Source organism: Crocinitomicaceae bacterium (genome assembly GCA_016708105.1).
Classification (GTDB): domain Bacteria; phylum Bacteroidota; class Bacteroidia; order Flavobacteriales_D; family Crocinitomicaceae; genus JADJGJ01.
Genome location: JADJGJ010000004.1, coordinates 241361 through 261776 on the forward strand (window position 1 = coordinate 241361; position 20416 = coordinate 261776).

A 20416-nucleotide genomic window follows, 5' to 3' on the forward strand; every position below is an offset into this window, starting at 1 on the left:
TGAATGTTGAGTATTGAAATTGCCTCTAAGCTGGAAAAAATTCATGAGGTAGAATCATTGGTTGATAAGGTTTCTGCAGAAATGGGCTTGAGCGAAGATCATTATGGAAACGTCTTGATTGCCGTTACTGAGGCTGTCAACAATGCTATTATCCATGGCAATAAATACTCAAATGATAAATCTGTCGTGGTTTCTGTTGCAAAAGGTGATAAGGAAATAATTTTCACGGTTTCTGATAAGGGTAGTGGTTTTGATTTCAATAATCTGCCGGATCCAACATCTCCTGAGAATATAGAGAAGCCTGATGGTCGAGGAATATTTTTAATGAAAAATTTATCTGACGGTGTGGCGTTTGAGAACGCAGGTTCAACTGTGCGTATTACATTTGCAGTCGCAAATGTTTAAGATCAGTTTTAATTTTGTCAAAGTAAAAGTCAAGTCATTTCAGCCCGGTAAAAATAAAACTTGGTTAAAGAGCTGCGTGTTGGATCTTGGTTTTTCTGCTTGCAACCTATCTTATGTTTTTGTTGGTGATGATGAGCTTCATAAAATGAACCTTAAATTTCTAAAACACGACACTTTAACTGATATTATCACCTTTGATTTTAACGAAAAAAATAGTTTATCGGGTGAGATGTATATAAGCTTGGAAAGGGTCGAAGAAAACGCTGGTAAGTTTGGCGTTGCGTTGACTGAAGAATTAAGACGTGTGATGATTCACGGTGTTCTACATCTGGCGGGGTTCGGAGACAAAACAAGGAGTGAGAAAATTAAAATGCGTAGTCTAGAGAAAAAATATATTGACTTTTGATGTTGTTTCACGTGAAACATAGAATAATTATCTGAACTCAAAAAATAGTTTCACGTGAAACATTAAGTAGGAACACGTCTGTGGTTTAAAGTGGTTTCACGTGAAACAAGAATAGGAATGCTTGAAGAATATGACATTATAGTAGTTGGTGCCGGTCACGCCGGATGCGAAGCGGCGTATTCGTCTGCAAAAATGGGTTCACGTGTCCTCCTGGTGACGATGAATATGGCCACCATTGCGCAGATGTCGTGTAACCCGGCAATGGGTGGTGTGGCAAAGGGTCAAATCGTTCGTGAAATTGATGCCCTTGGAGGTGGGTCGGGAATTATAACTGACCGATCGGCAATTCAATTCAAAATGCTAAACCTTTCAAAAGGACCTGCCATGTGGTCGCCACGAGCGCAGAACGATAGAATGAAATTCGCGGAACAATGGAGGCTGCTTCTTGAGCGAACCAATGGAGTTGACTTTTGGCAAGATATGGTTTCGGGACTAATCATTGAAGACGCAAACGTTGTGGGGGTGATTACCTCTATGGGAATAAAAATTAAGAGTAGGGCTGTTGTATTGACTAATGGTACATTTTTAAACGGGCTCATTCACTTAGGTGAAAAAAACTTTAAGGGCGGACGAACAGCCGAATCAGCTAGCTATGGCATAACTGAACAACTTGTTGCTGTAGGTTTTGATGCGGGACGCATGAAAACAGGTACCCCGCCTCGGGTTGACGGCCGCTCACTTGACTATTCAAAAATGGTAGAGCAACCTGGCGATGAGAACCCCAAAAAGTTCTCATTTTCAACTCAAACATCTGCCCTCAAAAATCAGAGGAGTTGCTTTATCACATATACTAATTTGCACACACATGAAATTTTGCGTACAGGTTTTGACCGTTCCCCAATGTTTAATGGCGCCATTAAAAGTACCGGACCTCGGTATTGCCCATCAATTGAAGATAAAATAAACAGGTTCGCTGAAAGAGATCGGCATCAAATTTTTGTGGAGCCTGAAGGTTGGGAGACCGTGGAGGTATACGTGAATGGCTTCAGCACATCCCTACCCGAAGAGGTTCAACTAGCCGCCTTGAAAACAATACCAGGATTTGAAAAGGTAAAAATGTTCAGGCCGGGATACGCAATAGAGTATGATTACTTTCCACCCACCCAGCTTAAACATACCTTGGAGACTAAATTAGTAAGCAACCTATATTTTGCTGGGCAGATTAATGGAACAACCGGATATGAAGAGGCTGCCGGTCAAGGTTTAATGGCCGGAATAAATGCACACCTTAAACTGAGTGGAAAAGCAGAATTAGTTCTGTCTCGTGATGAAGCATATATAGGTGTCTTGATTGATGACCTAATAACCAAAGGAACAAAAGAGCCATACCGTATGTTCACGTCTCGTGCTGAGTTCAGGACATTACTAAGGCAGGATAATGCAGACATTAGATTAACTCCAATTGGGTATAATATTGGGCTGGCTTCTGATGAAGATCTTGCAAGAGTAAATGAAAAAATTCAATTGACTAATGAGCTAGTAAAAATTATTCATGCTTGTAGTGTTTCCCCCAGTGAAGTGAACTCGATGCTGCTGGAAAAAAATTCAGCCCCTTTAACACAGGCAGTAAAGTGCAATACGGTATTATCGAGGCCACATATTGAATTGAGTGATTTGATTAAGTCATGTGATCTTCTTAGAAAAAAAATTGTATCGGTATGTCCTCTGGATCATGATGCCGTTGAACAGGCAGAAATTCAAATCAAATATTCGGGATATATTCAAAGAGAAAGAGATTTAGCTGAGAAAATAAACCGTCTAGAGAAGTTGAAATTGCCAGAGGGCTTACCTTATAGTGAGATTCATGCTCTTTCTTCTGAGGCGGTTGACAAATTGACTAAAATAAAACCAAGAACACTAGGTCAGGCAAGCCGAATTAGCGGTGTGTCCCCCTCTGATATTTCTGTAATTCTTATACACCTTGGAAAATAATTTAATATACCTTGATCGTTGTCCTATTTGTCATGGCTTTGAGACGGCGGAATTCATTACATCAAAAGATTTTTCGGTAAGTGGAGAGACATTTACCATTGTATCGTGCGGGTCTTGCGGATTTAAATTTACTAATCCAAGACCGGTTGAACAATCCATAGGAAGCTATTATAAATCAGATGGTTATGTTTCACATAGTGCCACAAAGAAGGGTTTTGTAAATAAGGTATATCACCTGGTTAGAAAATATACACTCGCAAAAAAAGTAGCTCTTATAAATCGCCTATCTAAGGGAAGAAAATTATTGGACATCGGTTCGGGTACCGGTCATTTCGTTGCAAAAGCAAAACTAAAGGGATGGGACGTCAAGGGTCTTGAGCCGGATACTGACGCACGAAGAATAGCCCAAGAGGTAAATAGCGTTGCATTGAATGATATTATTGAGCTTCATAGCCTGAGTGAAAAATTTGATATTATTACACTCTGGCATGTCCTAGAGCATGTTTATCATCTTGAACGGGATGCATCAAAAATTGCTTCATTATTGACTGATAATGGACGACTTGTAATAGCTGTGCCGAACCCTGAATCTTTTGATGCTCAGTATTATAAAGAGTTTTGGGCGGCATATGATTTACCTATCCATCTTTATCACTTTAAAAAAACCGATATCATAGAGTTGTTGGGTAGGTTTGATCTTGAATTGATTGACGTTTTGCCCATGAAGTTTGATTCATTTTACGTTTCAATGTTATCAGAAAAGTATAGAGGAGGCAAGCTATCAAGGGCAATATTGACAGGCCTGAAGTCAAATTGGCTTGCGGGAACTGAAAAATGGAGCTCCCAAATCTATATTTTGAGAAGAAAAACTCATTAGCAAACGCTGTTTGCAAGATTTCTTGAAATATAACACAAAGGGTCAGCTGTTGGCAGATCGTTAAATATGGCACGCCTGGTGAGTGGGCTTTGGTTGTTGATTTATAAGGGTTTGCGATATGGGTTAACTAAACATTGCGTTATTAACACAATGTTTAATTTGATTCATTTTTGTTTATTAGATTTTTCCTTTGGAAAGATCACCTTGAATAACTCTCCAAAAAGAATGCTAAAGCCATAAGAGTAAAAAGGACCGTTGAATGCCCTGCGGACATCTTTGTCAGAATTAAAAGTAAAACGTTGACCAACTCCAAGACGCAAAGCAAACCAGGTTAGCGGATAGAATTTAGTTACAATGCCGATATTCAATAACGAGAAAGACGAAGCGTAGTATTTATAGAAAACACCGTCGCTGCCTTCAACAAATGCCTCTAATCCGCCCCCCCCGAGATATGCGGGCAAGCTAATCTCCCAATAACGGGTTTTGTAGAAAACGCGCTCATAAAATAAAGCAGCATAATTGAGCTTAAATTTTACTAAGGATGTGTCGGTAGCAAGCGGATAATCAACAGCAAGATCATTAAAAAAGAGATCTTTTTTTAACCCATAAAAACCAAAACCAAAACGGTGAACACCCCTATATTCCAACCCAAGCCTAAAACCATTAAATTTCACGGGAGCACCGGAATAGAATGAACGAAAAGCATCAAATCCAATTGCCGGTTTCCATTTTTTGGTGCCATGTGAAACGGGAAAAATTGTGCGCGTGGTATCTTGCTGAGCACTGCACCAGAGGGTTAAAAACAGAGGAAAAAAAAATATAAATCGGAACCAATTCACGGCTGGGTATTTACGATGTGTATTTGCAGTTTATTCTCATCATCAAGCCATAACTTTCCATCAGTTTTTGTTCCTGCAACTTGCTCCAAGCCTTTTATAATACCGGTTTTTCTTTTGGTGAGCAGTTCTATTATTTGCTTTTCCGTTAGCTTTTTATTGTAGGCAGTAAACGGAATCAATACGTTGCAGCCGTTATTGAAACGCGAACAACCGTAAGCAGATTTACCCTTTTTGATAAGCCCCTCTTTACAGAAAGGACAAGTCATTCCCTCAATTTCAAGTGGCGGTGATTTTAGTTTTGGTGAGGTGCTTGAACCAGCGTTTGCTTTTATATCTTTTGTTTTGATTTCATGTGAAACAGTCTGTATCTTGCGTGCCTCGGCGTTAAGAACTTCATTGGTTAAATCAACAACCATTTGTTTCAATTCTTCTTTAAAAAGGTTTACATCATAAGCGCCCTTTTCTATTTGTCGTAGTTTATATTCCCACTGTCCGGTGAGCTCTGCGCTTTTGAGGAGTTCTGATTGTATAGCGTCTATTAAACCAATTCCGGTTACGGTTGCATGTAAGTTTTTTCTTTTTTTAATGATGTATTGTCGCTTGAAAAGGGTTTCAATGATGTTAGCCCGGGTAGACGGACGCCCTATTCCGTTTTCTTTCAATAAATCTCTCAACTCATCATTATCCACTGTCTTGCCGGCGGTTTCCATGGCACGCAGTAAGGTTGCTTCGGTAAAATATTTTGGTGGGCGTGTTTCTTTCTCTTGAACTTCCGGTTTGTGTGGTCCGCTTTCTCCTTGTTCAAAGGAAGGCATAATCACGTTGCTTTCCTGATCTTGCTCTATGTTTGCCTCATCGTTTTCATCGTCTTTAGATTTTGGTTTAGTGCCGTTTTCAGACGAATTCTTAATCGGCTCTTCCCCTTCGTAGACAATTCTCCAGCCGGGCTCAATTATCTGTTTACCGGTGGCTTTGAATTCAACATCTTCCACCTTGCCCAAAACGGTAGTATTTGACACCGTACAGTCAGGGTAAAAAACTGAAATGAATCTTTTGGTTACCGTATTGAATATTTTTTGTTCGTCAGGTGATATGCCCGAGGGCGTAATTCCGGTTGGAATAATAGCATGGTGATCAGTCACTTTTTTATCATCAAACACCTTTTTTGACTTGCGCAAAGGATTGCCTAGCAAGGGTTCGGTGAGGGATGAAAAATATTTCAATCCCTCAAGTATTTTTGGGACTTTTGGATAAATGTCTTCAGATAAAAACGTGGTATCAACACGCGGATAGGTGATGATTTTTTTCTCGTACAAGCTCTGCACTAAATTAAGTGTTTGCTCAGCAGAAAACGCAAATTTATTATTTGCTTCAACTTGAATAGAGGTAAGATCAAATAATCGTGGTGGCTGTTCCTTTCCTTCTTTCTGCTCGTATGAAAGAACTTGAAAGGGTTTATCACTCACTCTAGAGAGTAATTCAGCCGCTTGTTCCTGAGATGTAATTTTGTCAACTTGAGCTGAAAACAAAACTTCACGATAGTTTGTTTTTAATTCCCAGTATTTTGCAGACTTGAACCCGTCTATTTCTTTTTGTCTTTGAACAATCAAAGCAAGTGTTGGTGTTTGAACACGACCAATAGAGAGGACCTGTTTATTTTGCCCATACTTCAACGTGTACAAACGTGTTGCGTTCATACCAAGCAACCAGTCTCCAATTGCACGGCTACTTCCTGCGGCATATAGATTCAGAAAATCGTCTCCGGATTTCAGTTTTTGAAACCCTTCTTTGATTGCTTCTTCGGTTAGTGATGATATCCATAAACGCTTAATGGGTTTCACGTTTTTTGCTTTCAACAAAACCCATTGCTGAATCAGTTCTCCCTCTTGCCCGGCATCACCACAGTTTATCACTTCTTCACAACGCTCAACAAGATTTTCTATGATGCGAAATTGTTTTTGAACACCTTGATTTTCGATTAATTTTATTCCAAATCTGGAGGGAATCATCGGGAGCGTTGCAAGATTCCACGTTTTCCAAAGTGGAGTATAATCATGCGGTTCTTTCAGTGTACAAAGGTGACCAAACGTCCATGAAACCCAGTAGCCTGCCCCCTCAAAATATCCGTCTTTTTTGAGTGTTGCTCCCAAAACGGTTGCTATTTCTTTTGCAACACTTGGTTTTTCAGCAATACACAGTTTCATTTTTTTTATTTCAGAATTTGACGATGTAAAAATCTAATTATTATGCTAATCTAACGATGTGCTTTTTCAAACTTAGAAATCATTTTTTTATGTAATGAAAGACAGAAAAAGCATACTTATTTTTTTCGTCTGGTTCATGGGTAAATAATAGTTTTTTATTCCACTTGGTGTCATCCACAGCAGGGAACCATGTGTCTCCATCAAAGGCCTGATTTATTTGTGTAATATACATTTCATCGGCCAAATTTTGCTTCAGCGTTTCGTCATAAATCTGTCCGCCGCCAATGATGTAAATGTCTTTTTCAGTTTGACTTTTAAAGTGAAGAATGGCCTGTTCAATAGAATGAAAAACAACACAGTCAGGTGATTTAAATTCATGGTTGCGTGTAACAACAACATTGATACGGTTAGACAGCGGACGATATTTCAACGGAATAGAGTCCCAGTTTCTGCGTCCCATTATTACAATGTGCCCTGAAGTTGTTTGAGTGAAAAACTTCATGTCCGCGGGCAAGTGCCATATCAGATCATTGTTTTTACCAATTACGCCGTTTGAAGCCACGGCCACAATAATACGCACCATAATTAAACACTTACCTCCCCTTTAATGTGTGGATGCGGATTGTAATCTACTAGTTCAAAATCTTCAAACTTGAAATCAAAAATGGACTGAACATGTGGATTGATTTTCATTAACGGTAATGGGCGTGGTTCACGCTGAAGCTGTAATTGAATCTGCTCAAAATGATTATTGTAGATGTGGGCGTCACCAAACGTGTGAATGAATTCTCCCGGTTGTAAATTGCATACTTGAGCCACCATCATGGTTAACAATGCATACGACGCAATATTGAACGGAACACCTAGAAAAACATCTGCACTTCTTTGATACAATTGACATGAAAGTTTTCCATCAGCAACATAGAATTGAAAAAATGCGTGACAAGGAGGTAGAGCCGCTTTTCCGTTTTTTACATTTTCAGCAAAACTTAATTTGGTGTTTGGCATTACACTTGGGTTCCAAGCTGAAACCATTATCCGACGATTATCAGGGTTTGTTTTTATTTGCGTGATTACTTCTTGAATCTGATCTAATCCTGTTCCGTTCCAATTTCTCCATTGTGCCCCGTAAACGGGACCTAATTCTCCGCCTTCGTTTGCCCATGCGTCCCATATCTTGACACCGTTTTCTTGCAGATACTTAACGTTGGTATCGCCGTTTAGAAACCATAATAATTCGTGAATGATTGATTTGAGATGCAGTTTTTTAGTAGTCAACATCGGAAAACCGGCTTGTAAATCAAAGCGCATCTGGTATCCAAACACGCTTTTGGTTCCGGTACCCGTGCGATCTCCCTTTTGTGCCCCGTTTTCATAAATGTGCTTTACCAGGTCAAGATATTGTTTCATAGTGTTGGTTTTATGACAGATTTTAAATTGGCACCCATTTGTTTTCTTAGTAATTAATTGGATTAGAGATACTTAAACTAAATTCTGGCACTACAAAATCTGATTTTCAAAGTTATCATCTACAACAGGATTCCCATGAAAACAGGCGGCTTTAATATAAACAGGCAAAAAATTTTTATCAACAGAAATTTTGAGGCATGGCATAGGAATTGTATATTCGTGTTCCTTTTTTAACCCGATGATGAAATATTTAGCACTTGCCTCATTTTTGCTTGTTTTGTTTACTGCCAATGCTGAAACATTACCAAAGGATTGTTTTGGAGAATATGCAGGAGAAATGGCGGCGTATACCGTAATGAATAATGACGTAGAGCTCAACATTGAAAAACACGATGTGAAAATTGAAATTTCTGCCGAAAAAATCAGCTACAAAAGCGGAATGATTGAGCTCAATGGCACCTATACTTTTTTAAAGCAATCAGGCACGCAGTATTTGATAAAAGCCAAGCTTAGCAACGGTAAAAGCGTATCTTATGATATTGATTTAATCTGGAATAAAAAAACGAAAACACTTTTCCTTTCAGGCAAAAATGGTGAGCCTGATGTTACGCTTGAGAAGATTTTTGTTGATTGATTTTATCCCATAGGGGTTTCTGATTAATAATACCGTTCTGTTACTATTCCTTTGAAAGTGCATTGTTGAGTTAAACAATGCATGAAAAAAGCCGCACTCATTTTTTTCTATTATGGTTTATTGTCCTGTCAGGCATCAGTCATGGATGTGCGCTTGGGCGAATCATGCAATGGAACACTTAAATTATCGCAAACGAAAAACCCGGACACATGTGAATGTGACACAACTAATTGGCAACAAGTTTATATATCTCAAACCACACTAAGTTATGCCGACATTAAAGACAATATTGGCGACACTTTGGAAAGCCTGAAAGAAAATCACCAACTTGTGGGCAGGGTGTTTGCCAACTATTTAGTTCATCAACTGATTCCGCATTGGTATGGCACCCCGTGGGCATTTGAGGGGTATACTGCAATTCCGAATCAAGGAAATATTGCCTGCGGATATTTTGTGTCTACTACGCTTTTGCATATGGGGCTCAATGTGAACAGATATAAATTAGCTCAGCAATTACCCATTCATGAAGCCTTGTCAATAGCGGGCGATGATACTGTGTCAACAATAGAAATTTTCACAGAATCAAATAGGGCAGAGGCGCTGGTAGAGGCATGTCCTGATGACGGTATTTATTTTATTGGTTTTGATCAAAGTCATGTTGGATATTTGTATCGTTCAGGGTCTTGTTCTTACGTTATTCATAGTGATTATCTTACTGCGGGAGCAGTGTCTATTGAGTCTGCATTGAATAGCCCTGTTTTAGAGGCATTCAGTAGATATTATATTGCCCCAATAAGCACCAATGAATGGTTGATGAACAGTTGGCTGAACGGAGAAGAAATTGAGGTAATAGAAACCCCTGACGATTAATCTTTGTAATTACCTTCAGCAAGTTTTGCTTTAATTTCTTCAATGTGTTTCATCTTTTTTTCCTGACGCAGTTTGATAGCTGATTTAGTGAAGTAGGTGTGCTGAGCAAGGAATTTTATTTGAATCTCGTCCCAAAGCCTGTCACTATTGAGTTTGCCATGTTCTCTCAATTCGCGGCGCAGTAGGTTGGCAATATCATGAAAATCATCTCTTCCTAAATAATCCAAATCAGCGTCACACATAATTTGTTGCAAGTGGGTGTTTGGGGTTTGTGGAATTTCAGTTGCTTTGATGAGGCCATCAATGACATCAATTTGTTCTTGCGTATAACCGTATTTAGGCAAAATTTCACGAGCTAAACGCATACCTATTTCCTCATTCTTCTCATATTTTTCAATGAAGCCTGCGTCATGATAAGTTGCTGCGGATTTTAATAAGAAAAGATCTTCATCAGTAATACCCTCCATGATGGCTAAACGCTCAACCGCTTTGGTAACATCAATAGTGTGATTGATGGAATGATATAACAGTTTTGGAGACAGTTGTGTTTCAAGAATTTTCATGATATGGCGCTCAGCCTTCATGTAATTGATAGAACTGTAAAGGTGAAGATCAACGATTTTCCAAAATTTATTATTTGGTTTTTTCCCTTCTCCTTTAATAGAAAGTTCTGGTTTAATGCCACTGACATAATACATGTCAAGCATTCCTTTATGCTTGGTTTGAACTTTGCCCCGGTAGGTGCATTCAAAATACGGCGCAATGTACTCATAGGTATTACCTGACACATTCACAGTGCCGGGCTGTCCGTGCATTTCCATGCGCTGTGCCTGGTTTACAGTTGCGCCCCATATATCATAGGCAAAGCGCTTGATACCAATTACGCCGGCAATTACTTCTCCGGTATTAATTCCAATTCTTATTTCCCATTCCTTTTGCCCGCCTTCAACAGCTTGTTTTTGTCTGTCAAGCATGTAGTCTTTTATCTCAAGGGCGGATAGCGTTACTTCAATGGCGTTGCTTTTGTTGCGAATGGGAACACCGCCGGCACACATGTATGAGTCACCAATGGTTTTGATTTTTTCAAGATCATATTTTTCAATGATCTCATCAAATTTTGAAAAGTAGCTGTCAAGTTTTTGCACTAACTCTTGCGGCTTCATCTCTTCAGCAATCTTTGAAAAGCCTACAAAATCAGTAAACATTACAGACACATTTTTATAATAACGTGCCTTTGAACGGCCTTCTTTTTTAAGCTCTTCTGCAGTGCCTTCAGGTAAAATATTTAATAAAAGTTGTTCAACTTTTTCTTTCTCTTTCTCAAGCAATTCTTTTTGATGCTCAATTTTTGCTTTTTGTGCTTCAACTTTTTTCTTTTGATCTTCTAATTTACGCGATTGCTCAATAACCTGACGTGTGCGTTTTACTACTTCAATTTCAAGACGCACTTTTTGTCTTCTTATTACATCAACTCTGCGACGGTAAATCACAATGCCCACAAAGGTTAACAGTAGAATGATCAGAATGCGGAACCACCAGGTGAGCCAGAAGGGAGGCGTGATAACAATAGAAATAATGGTGGGTTCAGTTGACCATTCTCCATCTGCGCTTTGTGCAAACACCTTGAGGGTGTAGTGTCCATGCGGTATATTCAGGTAATTTACCCTATTTTCATGTTCTAAAAAGCTGTATTCTTCTTCATGCCCTTCTAGAATATATTTGAACTTGTTTTTTCCAATATTAGAATAGTTGGTTGATGTGAATTCAAATGAAATATCATTTTGGTGATACTCTAAATTGAGTTCGCGATACCCACTGATATTTTGCGCAATGATCTCACGCTGGTTTGATCCGCGTGATGAAAGAAGCACTTTAGTAATTATGGCTTGTGGTTTGTTTGGGTTTTTATTAATCAAATGTGGATTAAAAACAGTGTAGCCGTTAATGCCCCCAAAATAGAGCAGCCCGTCAGTTGATTTGAGATAGGCATTCGTATTAAATTCATTGCTTTGTAAGCCATCTTTGACGGTATAATTGATAAACTGCTCAGTGGACGGGCTGAATTTTGAAATTCCTTTGTTGGTGCTTGCCCAAATATTGCCGTCCTGATCTTCTAACAAACCATAAATTACATTATTAGCAAGGCCTTCTGATTCTGTATAGTTGATGGTTTCACTGGTTGCCAGGTTCAATTTTTTAATTCCATCACCATAAGTACCAAGCCACAGACTATTTTTTTCAGTTTGGAGCAAACAAGTGATATGGCCGTTTTGCTCATCGTGATTTATGATTGGATACTCTTTGAAATAAAAGCTTCCATCTGGTCTTTCAATAATATTGTAAAGCCCCTGATCACTTGTTACAACCCAAATTTTACCGCTCAAATCACGATAGATAACTTTTACTGAGCCCTCACCAATACTTAATTCATCGTCAGTTTTAGCATAGAAAGAGTAATCAAGCGTGTTTTTATCAATGATTGACAAACCGAGTCGTGATCCAATCCAAAGCCTGTTATCATCAGCCGGAACTATTTGATAAACTCGTAAATCATTTGATTCCTGATTAGCTGTTTGAAAGGCAATTTGTTTAAATGAATAATCACCGGCTTTTAGATTGTTTAAACTGAGAAGAAAGAGGCCATCATCATAGCCAAGCCATATTTTATTTGTTGATTCAACGTAAATGCTCAACAAGTAATTCTGATTAATTCTATCTCTGAATAAATGATAAAATTTTTGTTCATTGCTTTTGTAAATGGTGAGATCTTTTTTTGTGCCAATATAGATGTCGCCATTTTTGTCTTCAGCAAAAGACCACACGTTATAATCAATTAAGCCGTGAGAGGGGTCATTATTGAGAGAGATCGTTGAAAAGCCTTGCTTATACTTGTCAAATTTGCTGAATCCTTTTTCTGCTCCTATCCAAAAAACGCCACTTTGATCTTCAAAAATGCAAGTGATTTTATCATCAGGTATGCTTGAGTTGTCATAAGGGTTGTTTTTATATTGAAATACTTTTTCAGTGCCGGTTGAGTCATTGATGATGAGAAAAAGACCATCTTGTTCTGTCCCGATCCATATTTTATCATGATTTTCTTGATAAGCACAACTAATTTTTATGTAGCGCAGCAAATTATTGTCGCTAACCGGACGCATGATTTTATCATCTGAAATTACCTGAAGGCCGGATTCAGTTGAAACCAGAACATTATTATTGTATCCCTGTGTGAAGTTGGTTATACGACTCGATTTACTCTCTGTGTATTCGACTTCTTTAAAAACGCTGTAAGGAGGTGAAGTAAAAAACACTTTACCCGTTTCTGTGCCAAGCCAAATCGTGTTTGTATTATCAGCAAATAAGCAGGTAAAACCTGATTCTCCGTCAACGGCTTTTATTATTTCAACGTCACGCGTTCTGGGGTTGATTTTGTTGACACCATACTTATCAGACAAGGCCCATAAAACCCCGTTAGAATCAAAGCAAAGATGCGTAAACACGTAGCCACGCATACCCGGCACCAAGTCTCTGTTAACCCTATTAATTTTAAAGTTCGCCGGATTTATTCTCCCTAATCCGCGATTGGTTCCAAACCAAAGAAAACCGTATTCATCCTCAATTAAGAAAAACAAATAGTTGTTTGGAATAGTAGTAGAATCATCACCGCTTTTAAAAACGGTAAATGAATAACCATCAAATCTATTTAAGCCGTCTTGGGTACTTACCCAAATAAAGCCAAGCTTGTCTTGAATAATACCGGTAACATTGCTTTGAGACAAACCATCTTCAATAGAAAACCGTTCAAACCGAATGCTTTTCTGCTGTGCATTTGTTTGCAGACAAATTACCGAGAAAGAAAAAAGTAAAAGAAGGCGGCCTATTGATTTCATTTGGGTTATATTCTTACACCAATCACCAAAATATCATCCAACTGCTCATAAGGTCCCTGCCATGATTCTATTTGATGTTTGAGTGCATCGTGTTGTTCTTTCATGTTTTTTTGGTGTACGTTCATTAACGTATCTCTGAAGTGACGATAGAGGAATTTTTTACCCTTTTCACCACCAAATTGATCCGCATAGCCATCGGTGAAAAGATAAATCATATCGCCTTTTTGAATAGGCACCCTCGTGTTACTATACTGCTGAGCGCCTGGCTCAAAAGAACCAATGGCAAGCTTGTCTGCTTTTACAATAATATACTCGTTGTTACGAATAATATAAAGTGGATTGTTGGCGCCGGCAAATTCCAATTCCATGTTTTTATAATCAATAGTACAGAATGAAATATCCATTCCATCACGCACATTACTGTCTTCACTGCCTTTATTTAATGAGTCAGACACAAAATTATTCAGCTCATTGAGGATCAACCCCGGTGAAGTTTTTTTATGTTCTTTTACAGCAGCATTCAATCCGTTTGCACCCACCAAACTCATAAATGCGCCCGGCACACCGTGTCCTGTGCAGTCAACCGCAGCTACCAATGATTTCCCTTCAGTTTGAAAAAACCAGTAAAAATCTCCAGAAACTATGTCTTTTGGTTTAAAAAGTACGAATGAATCAGGGCAAACTTTGCGGATAACCTCTTGTGGTGGTAGTATTGAATATTGCAGACGTTTTGCGTAGCGTATACTGTCAGTAACGTCTTTATAGAGGTCAACTAATTTTAATCTCTGCCGTTCAATTTCATCACGCTGACTTACAACTTCTGCAGTTCGTTCCTCCACTTTGCGAGCCAATATTCTTTCTGTCTCTGCAAGTTCATCGCGCATTTTTAATAAAGCATGACCAAGCACATCTTCTTCACTGAGTGGTTGATACGGAAAGTTGAAATTACTCTGACCAACTTCACGTGCAAAATCTGTGGTTTTTTGTAAGCCGTCTACCAAGCCATTCATTGCAATGGTCATGTCGCCAATTTCGTCCTTGCGCACAGCCATTTTTGTTTTTGGGAAAATTCCTTTACTAAGTGAAATCAGGACATTGCGTAATGAATACAATGGTTTTACAATGGAGTTGGTTGTGAAAATAGCAATGAGTATTGCAGACATAATCAATGCCGCACCCAAAGCCCAATAAAATGTTAGCGCCTGGAATTTTTCTTTTGATTCAGCTGAAGAGCTTTTTACCAGCGCAAGCGCGTCTTCTTCTTGTTGCTCAAGACTGTTTTGAAGGGTTAAGAGATTTTGTTCTATGGTGCCCGCCATCACAGGCACATCACCATCCTGTGAAACATACAAACGACACATAAAATAACTCAACTCATCATCATAACTTGCAATGTTGGGCAGCAGCATCATGATTTCATGGTAAAAACCAAAAAGGGTATCTATTTTTCCAATTACCCGATCAAAAATTAATCGGTCATTTTCATTCTGCCACTCAGGAGTTAACGTTTGTATATCTTCAATAACTTTTGGAATGTTGTGATCAATAAGATTTTTTAATCTGATTTTATCCGGCACATCATTGCGGCTTTGATCGTTAACCCATTGGATAGCCAGTAGTTTTGACTCATTGATTGATAAGCGTAGATTACTTACTTTTTCTTTAGATGGGGTTAATACCTGAATTAGTTCATTCGTGGTCTGGTCATTCTTTTTAAATGTTGAAATACCATTGTCAACCGCAAAGAATGTTGCGCCGAACACTATGATAATGAACAGGATTAGCACCCCAAAACCGGTGCCTATTTTCTTCCCAATGGTGAATTTAAAACTCATCGTACTATCCGCCAAGTTGGTCTAAGATAGTTTTAAATTTGAGATATTGTTCATTATCCTTCAAAGTTGATGAATAAATGCGCACTAATTGCTGAACAATTTCTTTGTCTGTTGGATTTTTTTCATAGGCTTCCAGGTACTTCGGAAGCATGATAGTATCTAGCATCGTCTGATATTTATAGTGGTTTTCCATGTCATTTAAACCATAGTAGATTCCCGACAGACCTTCCAGCACATCAATATTGGTTGGATTTAAAGCATACGCCTTTTGCATCAACGGCAAGGCTTTTAAAAATAATTTTTCAGCCGTGGCAATGTTTTCAAGTAATAATTCCAGGTCTGTATTTTCAGGGTCTTGATTTAAAATCAGATCTGCTCCCCGGTTGTAATAAAGCACGCCAATGTTGAGGTTGGCAGTATAGTTCATTGAGTCAGCTTCAAGCACTTTTGAAAGCGCATTCACTGCTAAGGTAAACACAATGTCGTAGTCTTTACCTGTCAACCGCGTGAGTTGATTTGAGTATCCGCTGCCAAGTGCATTGTAGTATGAAATATCTTCATTTCTGAAATCTCGCGCGGGGTCAAGTAGTTGAATATACCTTTCCTTGTAAAGCACATAACTTTTTTCTGATTCAGCATATCTGCCTTCATTGAGCAAAGTAACAGCATCATTATAATAACGCACAATGGTGTTGAGTAAGTATTCGTTGATTTTGTCTCTGTATACACCCGCTGTGTCTACTTGTTTAGCCATCACAAACGACTCAATAGCCACATCGCGATATTGCATGGTTTGAGGCGTTTCCAATTTACGGTATATCAGACCGCGCAACTGCCAGGTTTGAGAATTGTTTTTCTCAGGGGATTCAATAGCTTGATCAATGTATACTCGGGCTGAGTCGTAGTTTCCGGACTTATACATAGCATGAGCCTTTGAGGTGTACTCCTGCGCAAAGGCAGTGTGCACCACAAACACAATCAACACTGACGCTATGTGTTTAAATATTCTCATTCAACAACTTTATAAGCCAGAGTGGTAAGTTTTCCGGCTATTACCAAATTATATTTTTTTGCATTGGGCTTGCTAATCTCATAAGCCTGCTTGTTTCCGTCTAATACAAAATTGATCACCGCGCCCTTTGACAGGTAGCCTTCCTTTTCAGTTACCAATAGGGTGCTCTTAGTTTTCAGCAGAGTGGTTACAGCGGTTATCTGATCACTTTTATCTTCACCTAAAAACAAAATGTGTGCCTTTACAATGTCTGATTTTGAGGCATATTTTTCAACAACAATTTCCTGACTACCTATTGATTTTCCTTTATATTTTGTGTTGAGCTCATTATACACATCTGTGTTAGTAGAGAGCACGCCAATTACAAAATTGCCTTTTCTATATTCTTCAGGCCAATCAATTAATGTTGCAAATGTGTATAGGAAAAGAGCCTTATTAACGGCGCGCGTGTCTTTTACATCCATAATCCGATTGTTCCTGTCGGCCCAGCTGACCAAAACAAGAGCAAGAAGTAGTATGTAAATTTTACGATTCAATTTTTTATCAGAACTATGCAGGTCTTTTACTAAAACTGTGCCAAACGGCTTTTACGCTGCGGGCTGGTTATTTGTTGCACCACCTGTCAAAGTTTCTATGTCGCGGTCAAACATATAGATACCACCTTTGTCTCCGCCTATCAGCCTGAGTTTATCCATGATGGTGCGGGCAAGCGCCTCTTCTTCTAATTGTTCAGCAACATACCATTGCATAAAGTTATGCGTGGTATAATCTTTTTCTTGAAGACAAACAAATACCACTTCATTGATCATGTCTGTCACTTTTAATTCGTGTTCTAATAATTGTGAGAACACATCTGAAAGTGATTGAAAATTTTGTTTGGGAGCAGGAATTGCAGGAAGAATGGCTTTACCGCCTCGCTCATTCACAAATTTTATAAGCTTCAACATGTGCATGCGCTCTTCATCAGTATGACGATAAAGAAATGATGATGTGCCTGAGTATCCATTGGTTTCAGCCCAAATTGCCATTGCTAAATAAAGTTGTGAAGATACTGCCTCAGCTTCAATTTGTTTGTTGAGAATTTTTTCAATTTTCTTATTCATTGCCATGTTCAAATTTCTTTTTTCAACCGATAAAGTTATGCAAATTGACTGATATAAAAATGTGCAGCCAAATTATTCATACTTTTAACGGGTATAAATTCTCCATGAGTAAAAAAAATAAAAAGAGCTCTCAAAAACTAAGCAACTTCTTGCGTGAGGCTATGCTCAAGCTATTTAAGGCCAATGAGCAAAAGGCATATAATTATAAACAAGTGGCGCAGGAACTTAATGTTCAAGACAAAGAAATTAGAAAATTGATTTTTGAACTGCTCACTGAAATGAAAAAAGATGGGTTTTTAAATGAGCGTGAGCGTGGCTTATTTTCGTATGCTGCGGGCGAAAATTTTTACACCGGCACCATTGAATTTACTAATAGAGGCTCAGCGTTTGTTACCTGTGATGATTTTCGTGAGGATATTTTTATTCCGACTAAAAATGTAGGCAAAGCGTTGAATGGAGACAAAGTAAGGGTGCGCATTACAGCCAAGGCCAGAAACAGAAAACCGGAAGGTGTTGTGATGGAAATTCTTGAGCGCAATGATAGATTATTTGTTGGAACAATGGACATTCAGCAAACGATTGCTTTTTTAGTGCCAGATGATCCTAAAATTGATGTGGATATTTTTATTCCGGTTGGCAAACTCAATGAGGCAAGACACGGAGACAAAGCAGTTGCAAGATTGACGGATTGGCCTGATACAGCCAAAAACCCATTTGGAGAGGTTATTGAGGTTTATGGAAGGCCCGGATCAAATGACGCTGAAATGAAAGCAATTCTGGTGGCTAATGGCATTAAGTTCAGTTTTCCGGATGATGTTTTAGCTGAAGCAAATAATATTTCAGCTAGCATTCAACCGGACGAAATTGCAAAAAGACGTGACTTCAGAAATATTACCACATTTACTATTGACCCGGTTGATGCCAAAGATTTTGATGATGCAATTTCAGTCGAATTTTTAGAGAACGGCAATATTGCTGTTGGTGTTCACATTGCAGATGTTGCGCATTATGTAACTGAAAATTCTGCCCTTGATCAAGAGGCCTTATTGCGCGGAAATTCTGTCTATTTGGCTGATAGGGTAGTGCCTATGTTGCCAGAACATTTATCTAACGGAATTTGTTCACTCCGTCCGCATGAAGAAAAACTTACTTTTTCTGCGGTGTTTGAATTAAATGATCAGGCCAAAGTTTTAAACGAGTGGTTTGGCAAAACCATCATTTGTTCTGCGCATCGGTTCACCTATGAACAGGCGCAAGAAATAATAGAAACAAAAAAAGGCGACTATGCCAAAGAAATTTTGGTTGTAGATAATTTGGCTAAAAAATTGCGCGCAGAAAGAATGAAAAATGGGGCGCTGGAAGTGCAGTCTACTGAAATCAGATTTGAGTTTGATAAAGACGGGAAGCCAATTGGTGTGGTGAAAAAAATCATTAAAGATTCAAACAAACTGATTGAAGAATTTATGCTGCTTGCCAATAGACAGGTAGGCGCTTATGTTGGAGATTCTAAGCGCAAAACCAGAATACCGTTAATCTATCGTGTGCATGATAAACCCGACCCGGAGAAGGTGGAGCAATTCAGGGTGTTTCTTTCAAAATTTGGTAAAAACTTTTCCTATCGTGATGAGCGAGATATTGCTCGCAAGATGAATGAAATTTTTCATCAAATGAAAGATGAACCGTCTATAAATATGATTCAGCAAATGGCTATAAAATCAATGGCCAAGGCAGAGTATGATACGCAGAATATTGGGCATTACGGATTGGCTTTTACACATTATGCGCATTTTACATCGCCTATCAGACGATATGCTGATTTGGTTGTGCATCGAATATTATTTGAAGCAATCAATTACAAAACTGTACATCACGCCAAGCTAACACAAACTGCCCGACACATCTCAATTACTGAACGCAAGGCAACTGACGCTGAGCGCATGTCAAGAAAATTTTTTCAGGCACAGTTTTTAAAAGATAGAGTTGGAGATGAATTTGAAGGCACCATCACCGGTCTGTCTGATTGGGGGATGTTTGTTGAGTTAACTGAAAATTTTTGTGAAGGCATGATTGCCCTTAAATCAATGAAAGATGATCGGTATTATTTTGATGAACGAGATTATGTTGTCGTGGGTGTTAATGACAACAAAGAGTTTAACGTGGGCGATAAGGTGAAAGTAAAATTGAATTCAGTTAGTTTGGCCAGAAAACAAATTGATTTTGTACTGGTAAATGATTAGTTTTTAGATTTAATAATCGGATCCTTAAACAAATCATAGTTATATTGAATGCCGTAAATATGATTTACTTGCGGCGCTGACCTGAACTCATTTTCAAGCATATAGTATAAATCCACAGAATGTCTTTTTGGCAAATCTAATGTTGCTCCAAAAACAAGACGATACGAATCAATAGCATTAAATTGGTTTTTTGGTTTAACTGCCTTGTATAATTCGTAACTGCAAAATGGTTGAACCAGTTTTAAATTGGTAGGACGATATTTTACCGATAATTTGAAGCGCAGCACGTTTCTATTATCAGGGTAAATAGCATTATTGATAACCCCTAAATAGTTGAATGGCAATTGATATCTAGCTCTTGCTTTTAGCCTGATGCCGGTACCTTCAATCTTATAATCATAAGATAATTCAGCGCCAAATCGGTGAACACCTTCAAAATATCCTTCCTGATCTTTTCTGCTGTAGCGATAATCAAAACCAAGTGATAAGTTTTTTATGGGTTTAAATCCCAAGCCTATTTCATTGATGTATGAATCTAATGTGCTTGCATTTTTGTATAACCTTATTTCAGTATTGTACCCCAGCGATAGTTTGTCGGTAAGGTCTGCATTCAGACCGGCAGCTGTCCATATACAAGCGTCATGAATCTGAGTAAAGGCAGAAACAGAACCAAATAATAAAGCCGTGAAAACAATACGCATC

At 38.5% G+C, this 20416-nt stretch carries 17 protein-coding genes; 7 read left to right on the forward strand and 10 right to left on the reverse strand.

Annotation, left to right across the window (positions count from 1 at the left end; translation table 11 throughout):
- Positions 1–3: 3 nt before the first annotated feature.
- From IPH66_16865 to IPH66_16880, 4 genes are all read left to right on the forward strand, one after another.
- A complete protein-coding gene (locus IPH66_16865) occupies positions 4–405 on the forward strand; it encodes an ATP-binding protein (protein ID MBK7131014.1) in 402 nt (133 codons plus the stop codon).
- Positions 398–811 (forward strand): rRNA maturation RNase YbeY, encoded by a 414-nt coding sequence (gene ybeY / locus IPH66_16870; protein ID MBK7131015.1) that lies wholly within the window; start codon positions 398–400, stop codon positions 809–811. Before IPH66_16865 ends, ybeY begins: the two co-directional genes overlap by 8 nt.
- Before the next feature lie 117 nt (positions 812–928).
- Complete coding sequence (mnmG, locus tag IPH66_16875; GenBank protein ID MBK7131016.1) at positions 929–2803, forward strand: tRNA uridine-5-carboxymethylaminomethyl(34) synthesis enzyme MnmG; 1875 nt, start codon at positions 929–931, stop codon at positions 2801–2803.
- On the forward strand, positions 2793–3680 hold the full coding sequence (locus IPH66_16880) for a class I SAM-dependent methyltransferase (GenBank protein ID MBK7131017.1): 888 nt from the start codon (positions 2793–2795) through the stop codon (positions 3678–3680). Before mnmG ends, IPH66_16880 begins: the two co-directional genes overlap by 11 nt.
- A gap of 164 nt (positions 3681–3844) precedes the next feature.
- On the opposite strand, the gene IPH66_16885 is transcribed toward IPH66_16880, so the two are convergent.
- The 4 genes from IPH66_16885 to IPH66_16900 form a co-directional block, all read right to left on the reverse strand.
- Positions 3845–4519: a hypothetical protein gene (locus IPH66_16885; protein MBK7131018.1), complete on the reverse strand. Its 675-nt coding sequence runs from the start codon at positions 4517–4519 to the stop codon at positions 3845–3847.
- The gene (locus IPH66_16890; protein MBK7131019.1) at positions 4516–6723 is read right to left on the reverse strand and encodes a DNA topoisomerase 3; all 2208 of its coding nucleotides are present in this window, start codon (positions 6721–6723) and stop codon (positions 4516–4518) included. The genes IPH66_16885 and IPH66_16890 overlap by 4 nt, the downstream gene beginning before the upstream one ends.
- A gap of 79 nt (positions 6724–6802) precedes the next feature.
- On the reverse strand, positions 6803–7306 hold the full coding sequence (locus IPH66_16895) for a dihydrofolate reductase (protein ID MBK7131020.1): 504 nt from the start codon (positions 7304–7306) through the stop codon (positions 6803–6805).
- Between the two features lie 2 nt (positions 7307–7308).
- Complete coding sequence (locus IPH66_16900) at positions 7309–8133, reverse strand: thymidylate synthase (GenBank protein ID MBK7131021.1); 825 nt, start codon at positions 8131–8133, stop codon at positions 7309–7311.
- A 238-nt stretch (positions 8134–8371) separates the two neighbouring features.
- Between IPH66_16900 and IPH66_16905 the strand changes: the two genes are divergently transcribed.
- Entirely contained in the window at positions 8372–8767 is a 396-nt protein-coding gene (locus tag IPH66_16905) for a hypothetical protein (protein ID MBK7131022.1), read from the forward strand.
- A gap of 81 nt (positions 8768–8848) precedes the next feature.
- On the forward strand, positions 8849–9637 hold the full coding sequence (locus IPH66_16910) for a hypothetical protein (GenBank protein ID MBK7131023.1): 789 nt from the start codon (positions 8849–8851) through the stop codon (positions 9635–9637).
- Here IPH66_16910 and IPH66_16915 read toward each other — a convergent pair.
- The 5 genes from IPH66_16915 to IPH66_16935 all read right to left on the reverse strand — a co-directional run bounded on the left by IPH66_16915 (position 9634) and on the right by IPH66_16935 (position 17477).
- Entirely contained in the window at positions 9634–13527 is a 3894-nt protein-coding gene (locus IPH66_16915) for a hypothetical protein (protein ID MBK7131024.1), read from the reverse strand. The genes IPH66_16910 and IPH66_16915 overlap by 4 nt on opposite strands.
- A 5-nt stretch (positions 13528–13532) precedes the next feature.
- On the reverse strand, positions 13533–15362 hold the full coding sequence (locus tag IPH66_16920; protein ID MBK7131025.1) for a SpoIIE family protein phosphatase: 1830 nt from the start codon (positions 15360–15362) through the stop codon (positions 13533–13535).
- A gap of 4 nt (positions 15363–15366) precedes the next feature.
- Positions 15367–16374 (reverse strand): hypothetical protein, encoded by a 1008-nt coding sequence (locus tag IPH66_16925; protein MBK7131026.1) that lies wholly within the window; start codon positions 16372–16374, stop codon positions 15367–15369.
- A complete protein-coding gene (locus tag IPH66_16930) occupies positions 16371–16838 on the reverse strand; it encodes a YfiR family protein (GenBank protein MBK7131027.1) in 468 nt (155 codons plus the stop codon). The genes IPH66_16925 and IPH66_16930 overlap by 4 nt, the downstream gene beginning before the upstream one ends.
- Before the next feature lie 123 nt (positions 16839–16961).
- Entirely contained in the window at positions 16962–17477 is a 516-nt protein-coding gene (locus IPH66_16935; GenBank protein MBK7131028.1) for a ferritin, read from the reverse strand.
- A 104-nt stretch (positions 17478–17581) separates the two neighbouring features.
- On the opposite strand from IPH66_16935, the gene rnr reads away from it, so the two are divergent.
- Entirely contained in the window at positions 17582–19714 is a 2133-nt protein-coding gene (gene rnr, locus IPH66_16940) for a ribonuclease R (GenBank protein ID MBK7131029.1), read from the forward strand.
- Here rnr and IPH66_16945 read toward each other — a convergent pair.
- The gene (locus IPH66_16945) at positions 19711–20415 is read right to left on the reverse strand and encodes a DUF2490 domain-containing protein (protein MBK7131030.1); all 705 of its coding nucleotides are present in this window, start codon (positions 20413–20415) and stop codon (positions 19711–19713) included. The two genes, rnr and IPH66_16945, sit on opposite strands and share 4 nt — an antisense overlap.
- Between the last annotated feature and the right edge of the window lies 1 nt (position 20416).